Source organism: Hymenobacter daecheongensis DSM 21074 (assembly GCF_900141805.1).
Lineage (GTDB): Bacteria > Bacteroidota > Bacteroidia > Cytophagales > Hymenobacteraceae > Hymenobacter > Hymenobacter daecheongensis.
In genome coordinates, this window is record NZ_FQYN01000008.1 from 19,609 (window position 1) to 32,397 (window position 12,789).

The 12,789-nt window shown below is 61.8% G+C and carries 9 protein-coding genes; 8 read left to right on the forward strand and 1 reads right to left on the reverse strand.

The window, feature by feature from the left end; genetic code table 11:
- Positions 1 to 10: 10 nt before the first annotated feature.
- The 7 genes from bioA to lysA all read left to right on the forward strand — a co-directional run bounded on the left by bioA (position 11) and on the right by lysA (position 9,404).
- On the forward strand, positions 11 to 1,333 hold the full coding sequence (gene bioA / locus BUB62_RS15060) for an adenosylmethionine--8-amino-7-oxononanoate transaminase (RefSeq protein WP_073111472.1): 1,323 nt from the start codon (positions 11 to 13) through the stop codon (positions 1,331 to 1,333).
- Positions 1,326 to 2,669, forward strand: a complete 1,344-nt coding sequence (locus BUB62_RS18775; protein WP_073111474.1) for a beta-ketoacyl synthase N-terminal-like domain-containing protein — start codon at positions 1,326 to 1,328, stop codon at positions 2,667 to 2,669. Before bioA ends, BUB62_RS18775 begins: the two co-directional genes overlap by 8 nt.
- Before the next feature lie 257 nt (positions 2,670 to 2,926).
- Entirely contained in the window at positions 2,927 to 4,300 is a 1,374-nt protein-coding gene (locus BUB62_RS15070; RefSeq protein WP_084539103.1) for a M28 family metallopeptidase, read from the forward strand.
- Positions 4,301 to 4,601: 301 nt separating this feature from the next.
- Complete coding sequence (locus BUB62_RS15075; RefSeq protein WP_073111476.1) at positions 4,602 to 5,564, forward strand: sodium-dependent bicarbonate transport family permease; 963 nt, start codon at positions 4,602 to 4,604, stop codon at positions 5,562 to 5,564.
- A 188-nt stretch (positions 5,565 to 5,752) separates the two neighbouring features.
- Positions 5,753 to 6,439: a hypothetical protein gene (locus BUB62_RS19105; RefSeq protein WP_143164207.1), complete on the forward strand. Its 687-nt coding sequence runs from the start codon at positions 5,753 to 5,755 to the stop codon at positions 6,437 to 6,439.
- A 395-nt stretch (positions 6,440 to 6,834) separates the two neighbouring features.
- Positions 6,835 to 8,181 carry an aspartate kinase gene (locus BUB62_RS15080; RefSeq protein WP_073111478.1) on the forward strand — a complete coding sequence of 449 codons (1,347 nt, stop codon included), beginning with the start codon at positions 6,835 to 6,837 and terminating at the stop codon, positions 8,179 to 8,181.
- 77 nt (positions 8,182 to 8,258) lie between these two features.
- Positions 8,259 to 9,404, forward strand: a complete 1,146-nt coding sequence (lysA, locus tag BUB62_RS15085) for a diaminopimelate decarboxylase (protein ID WP_073111480.1) — start codon at positions 8,259 to 8,261, stop codon at positions 9,402 to 9,404.
- 63 nt (positions 9,405 to 9,467) lie between these two features.
- Here the strand turns inward: lysA and BUB62_RS15090 are convergent, their stop codons facing one another.
- On the reverse strand, positions 9,468 to 11,129 hold the full coding sequence (locus BUB62_RS15090) for an ArnT family glycosyltransferase (RefSeq protein WP_073111482.1): 1,662 nt from the start codon (positions 11,127 to 11,129) through the stop codon (positions 9,468 to 9,470).
- Positions 11,130 to 11,264: 135 nt separating this feature from the next.
- Here BUB62_RS15090 and BUB62_RS15095 point away from each other — a divergent pair, with 135 nt between their 5' ends.
- Positions 11,265 to 12,743: an SDR family oxidoreductase gene (locus tag BUB62_RS15095; protein WP_073111484.1), complete on the forward strand. Its 1,479-nt coding sequence runs from the start codon at positions 11,265 to 11,267 to the stop codon at positions 12,741 to 12,743.
- The last annotated feature ends 46 nt before the right edge of the window (positions 12,744 to 12,789 follow it).

A 12,789-nucleotide genomic window follows, 5' to 3' on the forward strand; every position in this document is an offset into this window, starting at 1 on the left:
GCTTTGCCCCATGCCTACGCTCTCCGAACGCGACCATGCCGTATTGTGGCACCCCTACACCCAGATGCAGACCGCGCCGCTGCCCATCCCTATCATAAAAGGCGAAGGCAGCTGGCTCATTGCCGAAGACGGCACGCGCTACCTCGACGGGATTTCCTCCTGGTGGGTGAACCTGCACGGGCACGCCCACCCGCACATTGCGGCCCGCGTCAGTGCCCAGCTCAGCACGCTGGAGCACGTCTTATTTGCCGGTTTCACCCACCCCACCGCCGTGGAGCTGGCCGAGCAGCTGCTGGAGATTCTGCCTGATAATCAGGCTCGCGTCTTCTACTCCGACAACGGCTCGACGGCCGTGGAAGTGGCCCTGAAAATGGTGCTCCAGTACTTCCACAACCAGGGCCAGCCCCAGCGCCGCACGTTCATCTGCTTCCAGAATTCTTACCACGGCGACACCTTCGGGGCTATGGCCGTGAGCAGCCGCGGCGCCTTTACCCAGCCCTTCTGGCCCCTGCTGTTCGACGTGGAGTTCCTCGATGTGCCGGTGCCGGGCCGCGAGGCCGAAGTGCTGGCCCAGCTCGACGCTCTGCTGCTGCGCCCCGACGTGGCGGGCTTCATCTTTGAGCCGCTGGTGCTGGGCACGGCCGGTATGGTGATGTACGAGCCCGAAATCTTGAGCGAGATGTTGCGCCGCTGCCACCGGGCCGGCGTGCTCGGTGTTGCCGATGAGGTCATGACCGGCTTCGGCCGCACCGGGCCGCTGTTTGCCTCCGGCTTGCTCAACGAGCAGCCCGACATCATGTGCTTTTCCAAGGGCCTCACGGGCGGCACGCTGGCCATGGGCCTCACTACCTGCGCCGCGCCCATCTACGCCGCTTTCCTGAGCGATGATAAGATGCGGGCCCTTTTCCACGGCCATTCCTACACTGCCAACCCCGTGGCCTGCGCCGCCGCCCTGGCCAGCCTGGAGCTGACCCGAGCCGACACCTGCACCGACCAGCGCCGGTGCATAGAGGCCGCCCACTCCGCCTTCCGGCAGGAAATAGCCGGCCAGCCCGGCATCCGGGCGGTGCGGCACCGGGGCACTATCTTGGCCGTGGAATACGACCCCGGCGAGGATACCAGCTACTTCAGCCGCCTGCGCGACGCCTTCTACCAGCTCGCCATCGACAACCAAGTGGTGCTGCGTCCGCTGGGCAATGTGGTGTACCTGCTGCCGCCCTACTGCACCTCGGATGCTGAGTTGGCTTTGCTCTACGACGTGTTGCGCCGCATGCGGGCACTGGTGCTCGATTTTCTGCCCGCCCCAACCCTGCCCGAATACCTGCATGACTAACCCCACCCCCGCCACCGACGACGTGATTCTGCTGCGCGGCCGGGGCCGGATTTCGGCGTTGGGCACCGCCGCCAATGGCTACGCGGCCGGGCAGCCCGGTTTTGCCACCCGAACGCTGGGCCGCAAGCAGCTGGCCGTGGCCGCGCTGCCTCCGGCCCTCGAAGACCAGCTGACCGCGCTACGCAAAAGTCAGCCCGCCTACCGCCAGCTCGACCGCACCGTGCTACTGGCCATAGTGGCCGCCCGCCAGGCCACGGCCGAAGCCGGCTGGGCCGGGGGCAATGAGCAATCAGCAATGAGCAATGAGCAAGTGCTCATTACCCCAAATTCCCTACCCAATCAGCCAATCATCAACAACCAAAAACCAGAAACCAGAAGCCAAAAACTAACAACGAACAACGAACAACAAACAACCAGCCTGGCCGTCAGCATCGGCTCGTCGCGGGGGGCTACGGGGCGCACGGAGCACTACCACCACGAGTTTCTGAGCACCGGAGACGTGGCCGCGGCGGCCTCGCCGCTCACCACGCTGGGCAACGTAGCCAGCTGGGTGGCGTTTGATGCGGGCAGCGCGGGCGGGGCGGCGCTCAGCCATTCCAGCACCTGCAGCAGCGCGTTTCAGGCATTAGGCAATGCTATGGCCTGGCTGCGGGCGGGCATGGCCGGGCGGTTTCTGGCCGGCGGCACCGAGGCCCCACTCACCGATTTTACGCTGGCGCAAATGCACGCGCTGGGCATCTACTCGCCCTTTGCCGCCGCCGATTTTCCCTGCCGGCCGGGGGCGGGGCGGCCGTCCACATTTGTATTAGGTGAGGGTGCGGCAGTGTTTGCGCTGGAAAAAATAAGCCGGGCGGCGCTGCTGGCGGAGCAGCGGCAGCGGCCGGTGCGGCCCTTGTTCGTGCTGGAAAGCGTGGGCTTTGGCTTTGAGGCCATTGGCAGCAAAACCGGCCTTTCCGCCGACGGCCGGCACTTCCAGACGGCCATGCGGCAGGCACTGGCACAAGCCGGGCGGGCGGGTGCTGAGGTGGATGCCATCGTGCTGCACAGCCCTGGCACACCCGCCGGCGATGCCGCGGAGCGGCAGGCTATTCGGGCTGTTTTCGGGGAGCAGCTACCAGATCTGGTTTCCAACAAATGGCTGCTGGGCCACACGCTGGGTGCTTCTGCGGCCCTCAGCCTCGATTTTGCCTGCCATATCCTGGCTTCGCAAAGCTGGCCTGCCGCGCCTTTTGCTACGGATTTGACGCCCGCCCCCACCCGGCCCATCCGGCGGGTGCTGGTGAATGCGGCCGGCTTCGGGGGCAACGCGGCCAGTGCGCTGGTGGCAGTGCTGTAGCCCGCCGGCCCGGGCCGGGCCAGCTCTGCTGGCAGGGGCCGGGCCCTGCCAGCAGAGCTGGTTGTAATCAATAAAAAATAAATTTGTTTACACCCCAAGCCGACCCTGCCGAAGGGTTGTAAACAAATCTATTTTTTATTGATTACAACCGTCCCCCAGGGCGCGGGCTTTTTGCTTGCCGCTGACGCCCGCTTGCCTACCTTCGCTCCCGTCCTCCGGCCCGCTGCCGGTTTCCGTATTCTATTGATCGGCCCATTATGTTCCCGAGATTTTCCGCTGCTTTCGCTGTCCTGACTGCCCTGGCGCCCCTTACGGCCCTCCAGGCCCAGACCAAGGCCCCCGCCATCAAGCCTGATGTCACTATCCGGCAGATGGTGCAGGATATTTCGGCCAAAACGCTGGAAGAAGACGTGCGCAAGCTGGTCAGCTTCGGCACCCGCCACACGCTCAGCGATACGCAGGACCCTAAGCGCGGCATCGGGGCGGCGCGGCGCTGGGTGGAAGAGGAATTTCGGCGCTACGCCAAAGCCAGCGGCGGCCGGCTCCAGGTAGTGCAGGACACCTTCACGGTGAAGCCCGACGGCCGCCGCATCAACAAGCCCGTGCTGATGGCCAACGTAATGGCCACGCTGCCCGGCACCGACCCCACCGATACCCGCGTGCTCATCGTCAGCGGCCACATCGACTCGCGGGTGTCGGACGTGATGAACGCCACCGCCGACGCGCCCGGCGCCAACGACGACGGCTCGGGCACGGCCGCCGTGCTGGAGCTGGCCCGCGTGATGAGCAAGCAGAAATTTCCCTGCACCATCATTTTCGTGGCCGTGCAGGGCGAAGAGCAGGGCCTTTATGGCTCCACCCACCTAGCCCAGCGGGCCAAAAAGGAAGGCTGGAACCTGACGGCGATGCTCAACAACGACATCATGGGCAACTCCCTCGGCCACGACCCCGACATCAAGGACGATAAGCACCTGCGCGTGTTCAGCGAGGGCGTGCCGGCCACCGAAACGCCCGACGAGGCCAAGCTGCGCCGCACGCTCAGCTCCGAAAACGACTCGCCTTCGCGCCAGCTCGCCCGCTACGCCCAGACGGCCGCCAAGCAGTACGTGGACGGCCTGGAAGTGGTGCTGGTGTACCGCCCCGACCGATTCCTGCGTGGCGGCGACCACACGCCCTTCAATCAGCAGGGCTTCACGGCGGTGCGCTTCACGGAGATGAACGAGGACTTCACCCACCAGCACCAGGACCTACGCACCGAAAAAGGCCGCGCCTACGGCGACACGCCCGAGGGCATGGACTTCCAATACCTGCGCAAAAACACCGGCGTGAACCTGGCTACACTGGCCAGTCTGGCCCTGGCCCCCGCCGCCCCCCAGAACGTGGGCGTGCTCACCGCCGACCTCACCAACCGCACCCAGCTGCAATGGGAAGCCCCCAAAATCGGCGAAAAACCGGCCGGCTACTACGTGCTGATGCGCGAAACCAGCGCTCCGCAGTGGCAGCAGAAATTCTACGTGACGGACACCAAAGCCGACCTGCCCCACAGCAAGGACAACTACCTCTTTGGCGTGGTGAGCGTGGATGCCGAGGGCCACGAGAGCCTGCCCGTGCTGCCCAAGCCGGTGCGGTAGGCGATGCCGCATACCTTTCACCGATAAAGGAGTTCAGAACGTCCTGCTGAGCGAAGTCGAAGCATCTCTCCCGCTTCGCCTGGCTCCCCTCTCTTATGGAGAGGGGTTGGGGGTGAGGTTGCAACGAAGCACGCGAGATGCTTCGACAAGCTCAGCAGGATGTTTCGTTGACGCTCTGAACAGTCGCTATGCCTGAATCAAGTATTCACTTCCCCAAATAATAGATTTACTATCACAAATAATAGGTCTGTTGAAAAAGTCCAGCTAAACTTGCGGCCTCATTCACTAAAACGGCCTTTGCATGGACGCACAACTACTCATTTCCAACCTGACCAACCCAACACTGCTCTTCTTCATGCTGGGCATCGTGGCCACGCTGCTGAAAAGCGACCTGGAGATTCCGCCGACCACCGTTAAGTTTATTGCCCTGTACCTGCTGTTTTCCATCGGCTTCAAGGGCGGGCAGGAACTGGCCCACAGTCCATTCAGCACCGAAATCCTGTATTCGCTGGCCTTTGGGCTGTTCATTGCCTCCTTCATTCCCTTCTATACCTTTTTCATTCTGAAGCGCCGGCTCAGCATCAGCGACGCCGGGGCCGTGGCCGCGGCCTACGGCTCGGTCAGCGCCGTGACGTTCGTGTCGGCCGTGTCGTTTTTGGAGGTGCAGCAGGTGACCTTTGGGGGGCACATGGTGGCCGCCATGGCCCTGATGGAGGCCCCGGCCATCATTGTGGGCGTTATCATGATGATGCGCTACGAAGCCCCGGACGATTCGCAGCCCAGTCTGGGCAGCGTGGTGCAGCATTCGTTCACCAACGGCAGCGTGCTGATGGTGGTGGGCAGCTTAGTTATTGGTCTGGTGGCCGACACCAAGCAGGCCGACGGCATCAAGCCCTTCACCACCGATATTTTCAAGGGCTTCCTGGCCATTTTTCTGCTCGAAATGGGCATGGTTACGGCCCGGCGTTTCGCGGCCTTCCGGCAATACGGCAGCTTCGTGACGGTGTTTGCGGTGCTGGTGCCACTGTTCAACGGCTGCTGGGTGGCCCTGGCCAGCCACCTGGTAACCGACAGCGTGGGCAACCGCTTCATCTTCGCCATTTTAGCGGCCAGCGCCTCCTACATTGCCGTGCCCGCCGCCATGCGCCTGGTAGCCCCCAAAGCCGACCCCGGCCTGTACATTCCGATGGCCCTGGGCGTCACGTTTCCGATCAACATTACCATTGGGATGCCGCTGTATTTTGCTCTGGTGCAGTATGGCTGAGGTTGATGGGTTGAATGGGGTATGCTTCGCGAAATCTACCTATCTTTTGGTGAAGCGAACGTATGTCTCAAGAGGCACGGGTGCCTGCCTAGTATGTCAAAGGCGCAGTGAGTTTAGGAATGAGTATCCAAACAAGCAATTTCAACTCTGTCTTTTTGTAAATTCATACAATTTTAAATCCACATGCTATGAAAGGTCAGCTGGTTCAATTACTCTTTGGCATTTCCCTGTTATCATTAGCTGCCTGCACTAAAAAAGAAGATCAGCCTACTGTTGTTGAGGGCACGGTGATGAATAAATTCACTAACCAACCCGTAGCGGGAATCCCAATTGTTGTGATTAAAGAATCCTCCGCTGGTCATTTCTCGGGGGTCAATCGAGATTCGCTCACAGTGGCTTATACTAATGCAGCTGGAACATATAGCCATTCATTTAATGCTAGCAGCGGCAACAACTACTACATTAAGATGAACAATTCACAGACATTACACGACCTATCGTATGGCTGGTATGGGGCAAAGGCAACGGCAGGAAGCAATAATAGGATTGATTTTAGCGTGACACCTTATAAAATTGTCACTGTAAATATCAACACAAATAAAAGAGGCAAGAGCAATATCAGCTTTGATTTTTTTTCAACAGTAGATACAGACAATTTTGGCGGCTTTATCTTTTCTGACACCGTTAGTTCCAAGCAAATGATTGTCTTCACGCGCACTATAAAAGTATTACCAAATCGTGATTACACTTTCAGAAAATATACATTCAACCAAGTTCGGACGAGCAACGGGAACCATATCTTCCAGGATTACACGTACACGCAGCAGACCCGGCGAATACTGTACAATGATACAACTGTGATAAATATAAGGTAGACCTGCTGCCGGATTGTGGCAGCCCAGCGGCTGGGTTACAATGTGTAGCGCAATCATCCTCAGAAAAACAGCCGCCCTTTGCAATAATTTCCTCCTGAAGCCCCAACTTGCAGCCGCAAATCCGTTTCAGCGGCTCCCGCTGCCCCATCTTTGCCCCGGCATGACTCGCATTTCCTTCGCTTCGACTTTCGCGTTTTCGGTGGCTTCGGCTGGCCGAACCGCTATGCCGATGCTGCGCAAGAAGTGCTGGAAACGAGCCTCGACCTGACCGTCGCAACTCTTCGTGCCATCTTCCTTTGAGCATTGAGCGCCGGTCTTTCCAGACCGGCGCTATTTTTTTACCCGCCCGCCATTTTCCCTCGTTTACCTGCTGTGCAACTCCAGTTTTTTGCCCTATGAAAGTTTTAAAGTTCGGCGGCACGTCCGTCGGCAGTGCCGCGCGGATGCGGGCCCTGCCCGCGCTTATTCAAGGCCCCGAGCGCCGCATCGTGGTGCTGTCGGCCATGTCTGGCACTACCAATGCGCTGGTCAGCATCGCGCGGCTGCTCTACGAGGGCGACCAGACGGCCGCCAACTACCAGATTGAGATTCTGCGCCAGCACTACCTCATTGTGGCCCGCGAGCTGCTCACCGAGCCAGCCGTAGCCCAGGAAGCCATTCAGCACCTCGACAACTCCTTTAAGAGCATTTTTGGCCTGACGCGCAACCCGTTGTCGGCCGCGGGCGAGCGGCTGATTCTGGCCCAGGGCGAGCTGCTGAGCACCCTGCTTTTTCACCGCTACTACACCGGCATGCTGGGCCAGCAAGCCACGCTGCTGCCCGCGCTGGACTTTATGCGCCTGGATAAAAACGATGAGCCCGACATCGACTACATTGAGCAGCACCTGGCCGCCGCGCTGGCGCAATACCCTGATGAGCAGCTATTCATCACCCAGGGCTACATCTGCCGCAATGCCAACGGCGATATCGACAACCTGAAGCGCGGCGGCTCCGACTACTCCGCGTCGCTGATCGGGGCCGCCGCCCACGCTGAGGAAATCCAGATCTGGACCGACATCGACGGGCTGCACAACAACGACCCGCGGGTGGTGCAGGGCACTTACCCGATCCGGGAGCTGTCGTTTGATGAGGCCGCCGAGTTGGCGTATTTCGGGGCCAAGATTCTGCACCCCAGCTCCATTCTGCCCGCCGCTAAGCACGGCATTCCGGTGCGGCTGCTGAACACGATGCAGCCCGCAGCGCCCGGCACGCTGATTTCTGACAAAACCGGCACCGATGCCATCAAGGCCGTGGCGGCCAAGGATGGGCTGGTGGCCATCAAGGTGAAGTCGAGCCGGATGCTGCTGGCCCACGGCTTTCTGCGCAATCTGTTCGAGGTATTCGAGCGGCACCGCACCTCCATCGACATGGTGACAACCTCGGAAGTGGCCGTGTCGCTCACCATTGATGATGCCACGCATCTGCCCGAAATCCTGGAGGAGCTGCGTGGCTTCGGCACGGTGGAAGTCGATGAAAATCAGACCATCGTGTGCCTGGTGGGCAACCTGATTCAGGCCGACCACGGCTCAGCTCGCTTGGTGTTCAACGCCTTGCGGGACATTCCGCTGCGCATGATTTCCTACGGCGGCTCGCCCAACAATATCAGCATCCTGATTAACACTGCCGATAAAGCCCGCGCCTTGAAAGTGCTGAACGACGGCTTGTTTCAGCAGCGCCAGCAAGCAGTGGAAGCCGAAGCGTAACGGTTTTTCGCGCAGTGTCTCGCAGTGGCCGGCGCAGTGGTGCGCGGTGCTGTTCAATGGTAAATACTCCCTAATAGATGTCCTTCCCGCTTCCCGCCGACGCGGCTACCCGCGCCACGCCTTTTTACCTCTACGACCTCGGCCTGCTGGAACGCACGCTCGCGGCCGTGCAGCAGGCTGCCCGCCCGCGCCATATTCAGGTGCATTATGCTTTGAAAGCCAATGCCAACGCGCCCATTATCAACCACATCCGTCAGCACGGCCTCGGGGCCGACTGCGTGAGCGGGGCCGAAGTGCAGCGGGCCCTGGATATGGGGTTTGCGCCCCAGCACATCGTATTTGCGGGCGTGGGTAAGTCGGATGCGGAAATAAACCGGGCGCTGGCCGCCGATATCTGGTGCTTCAATGCCGAATCGGCGCAGGAACTGGCGGTGCTCAGCGAGCTAGCCGGGGCGCAGGGCCGCACGGCCCGCGTGGCGCTGCGCATCAACCCCAACGTGGACGCGCACACGCACCACTACATCACCACGGGCCTGGAAGCCAACAAGTTCGGCATCAGCCTGCAGGATTTGGGGGCTGTAATTGAGCAGCTGGGCACGCTGCCAAACCTGGAGCTGGTGGGCCTGCACGCCCACATCGGCTCGCAGATTACCGATCTGGGCGTGTTTGCCGAGCTGAGCCGCAAGTTGAATGAGCTGCAAACCTGGCTCGAAAGCCGCGGCCATCACCTGCCCCACCTCAACGTGGGCGGCGGTTTGGGCATCGACTATCACAACCCCGACCAGCACCCGATTCCGGACTTTGAGGCGTATTTCCAGGTGTTTGAGAAGCACCTCGTGCGGCGGCCCGGCCAGCAGGTACACGTCGAGTTGGGCCGCGCCATCGTGGCGCAGTGCGGGGCGCTGGTGAGCCGCGTGCTCTACGTGAAGCGCAGCCAGCAAACCAATTTCGCCATTCTGGATGCCGGCATGACCGAGCTAATCCGCCCCGCGCTTTACGACAGCTTTCACCTGATTCAGAACGTGAGCAGCCAGGGCTCCAAGCAGCTCTACGACGTGGTGGGGCCGATTTGCGAGTCGTCGGATACGTTTGGCCGCGAGGTGGCGCTGCCCGAAACCCGCCGCGGCGACTTGGTGGTAATTCGCTCTACCGGAGCGTATGGTGAGGTGATGGCCTCGAATTACAATCTGCGCGAGAAGGCGGAAGCGGTGTATATATCGTAGCGCCGCGAGGCCTCACCCCCGGCCCCTCTCCGAGGGGAGAGGGGCCGGGGGTGAGGCGCGGTTCTACCAGCCCCCCGAATACACCGTCCACTCGCCTACTTTTTCCTGCATCGAAAATGCCTGCACCAGCCATTGGCGCTCGGGCTTCACTTCGCCTTTCACCAGCAATACGGGATGCTGGGGCAGCAGGCGGCGCAGGGTGCGCTCCTGGGTGGTATCAGTGAGGTAAAGCAGGTTTTGCTGCCAGCTTTGGCCGGGCTCAAACTGAGTTTCGCGGGTCAGATTGTGGTTGCCGTCGTGGAGCGACACGGGCAGGCGGCCCAGCTCGAAGGCCAGTGATGGCAGCAGTTGGTCATAGACCAAAATCGGGCGGTTTTCGAGGTGGTGGCTGCGGATGAAGTCGGCCAGCGGGCGGCTACCGTTGAATGCTAGCTGATTCTGGTGCAGAATAGGTTTGGCGGTGAGCAGCAGCGCGGCGGTGAAAATAACGGCAATCAGCAGCAGGCGCGGGGCCACGCGCACTTGCTCCCACAGCGCATGCTGCAGCACCAGCAGCACAATGCCGGCCGCGGGCCACAGCGCCGTGGCCGGGCTTATTTCCAGTGGCACCGGCAGCGCCTCTACAAATAGCGGCAGCAGGCACAGCGCGGCCAGCAGCAGCCCGAGGAAAAAGCCGATGCCCGCGTACCAGCGGTGCAGCGCGGCATCGCTCAGCCGGCCTAGATAATACACCGTGAGCAGCGCCACGCCGGGGAAAATGGGCAGCACATACAGCAGCAGCTTGGAGCCGGACAGCGAGAAGAACCCCAGCGGCACCAGCACCCAGAAAACAAGCACATTGCGCCACTGCTGCGGCACCTCGGCCCAGCGCGTGCGAATGGCCTGCGTGATGAGCGCCGCCGACCACGGCAGGCTGGTGGCCGGGGCCAACACTAGGTAAAACCACCACGGCTTCGAGCGGCCAAACGTCTCCGGATTGGCAAACCGCTCCACGGTGTGCTGAAACAGGAAATAGCGCACGAAGGCCGAGTCTTCGGCCATCAGATACAGATACCAGCTCAGCCCCACCAGCCCAAACAGGCCCAGGCCGAGCAGATGATGCACCGTGAAAGACCGGCGCGTTTGCTGCTGGCGGAAGTAAAACCCGATAACGGCCATCAGGGGCAGCACGAAGCCGACGGGGCCTTTGGTGAGAAAAGCCAGCCCCAGTCCCACCCAAAACAGGTAGAGCCAGCGCCGCCCGCCGCCCGCGTAGTGGCGCAAAATGCCGTAGGTAGCGGCCAGCTCCAGCGTTTGCAGGTAGGCGTCGGTGGTCACGTTCAGGGCCGAAATCAGCACCACGGGCAGCGTGCCATACACGATGGCGGCGGCCAGAGCGCGGGCGCGGTCATTCGCAAAAAGCAGCAGGCCCAGGCCATACACGAGTGCCACCTGCAACAGCACCGCCAGCACCGGCAGCAGCCGCACCCCGAAGGCCGTAGGGCCGGCCAGCGCCAGCCCGGCCGCCGTGAGCCAGTACGTGAGCGGGGGCTTATGAAAATGTTGAATGCCCAGCAGGCGCGGGTGCAGCCAGTCGTGGCCCGTGAGCATCTCGCGGCCGATTTCGGCGTAGCGGGCCTCGCTGCTTTCCAACACGCCCCAGCTGCCCAGCCCCACAAACAGGCTCATTCCCAATACCATAACAAACAACCAGAGCCAGGTGCGGGACGACAGGGAAGCGGGCATACGGATAGCAATACGAAGGGAAGGCGCCCCAAAGTTAGCCAGAAAGGCCCGCCGGGGCTATTCGTAACCAAACCGGGCGGCGCGGGTTCTATTTCCGATTGTCTGCCGACTTCCCGCCGCTTTTCCCGCTCGCTTATGAAAATCCTGCTCACCGGGGCCAATGGCTACATTGGCCGCCGCCTGCTGCCGCTGCTGGTCGAGGCCGGCCACGCCGTGACGTGCCTCGTGCGCGACCCGCGCCGCTTCGAGTTGCCCGAGCGGCTGCGCGAGCAGGTGCAAGTGGTGCAGGGCGACTTATTGCAGCCCGAAACCCTGGCCGCACTGCCCCTCGATATCGACGCGGCTTACTACCTGGTGCATTCCATGAGCGGCCACGACCTGGATTTTTTCCGGGCTGAGCAGCAGTCGGCGCAGAATTTTACCGATTACCTCGACCGCACCACGGCCCGGCAGGTCATTTACCTCAGCGGCATTGCCAACGATAAGGCGCTGTCGGCCCACCTTCGCTCGCGCAAATCGGTGGAGAAGGTGCTGCGCAAAGCCCAACGCGCCCAGCTCACGGTGCTGCGGGCCAGCATCATCATCGGCTCGGGCTCGGCGTCGTTTGAGATTATCCGGGATTTGGTGGAGAAGCTGCCTGTGATGATTACGCCGCGCTGGCTGAACTCGCGCTGCCAGCCCATCGGCGTGCGCGACGTGATGCACTACCTACTGGCCGTGCTCGACAACCCCGACTGCCTGAACGAAACCTTTGACATCGGCGGCCCCGACGTGCTGACCTACAAGCAGATGCTGGAAGGTCTGGCGAAGGAGCGCGGCTACCGGCGCTACATTCTCACGGTGCCGGTGCTCACCCCGCGGCTGTCGTCGTGGTGGCTGTTTCTGGTCACGCGCACCACCTTTTCCCTGGCCCAAAGCCTGGTCGAAAGCCTGCGCAACGATACCGTGGTGAGCACCCGGCGCAGCATCGAGCAGGTGCTGCGCCACCAGTGCATGACGTATGCCGAGGCCCTGGCGCTGGCCTTCAGCCGCATCGAGCAGAACGAGGTTATCAGCAGCTGGAGCGACGCGGTGAGCAGCGGCGTGATGGAGCAGAACTACATGGATTTCGTGCAGATTCCGCAAAACGGCATGCTCACCGACCGCCAGACGCTCCCGTTCCGCCGTCCGCCCGAGGAGGTGCTACAGAACGTGTGGCGCATCGGTGGGCAGCGCGGCTGGTACAAGGTGGACTGGCTCTGGCGGCTGCGCGGGCTTATGGACAAGGCCGTGGGTGGCGTGGGCCTGCGCCGGGGCCGCCGCTCCCCCACCGACCTCCGCGCCGGTGACCCACTCGACTTCTGGCGCGTGCTCGTGGCCGACCGCGCCGGCCGCCGCCTGCTGCTCTACGCCGAAATGAAGCTCCCCGGCGAAGCCTGGCTGCAGTTTCGCATTCTACCCAACGCCGACGGCACCCACACGCTGGAGCAGCTGGCCGCCTTCCGCCCCCGCGGCCTGGCGGGCCGGCTGTACTGGTATTCGCTGGTGCCGTTTCACGCCGTTATTTTCAAGGGCATGGTTGAGAATATCGTGCAGTATGAGGCTGCGGTGCCGCTGGCCGCCCCGGCCCGCTAACATCCAAGACCGCTGGCGGGAATATCACTGCGGTTCTCCAATTGGC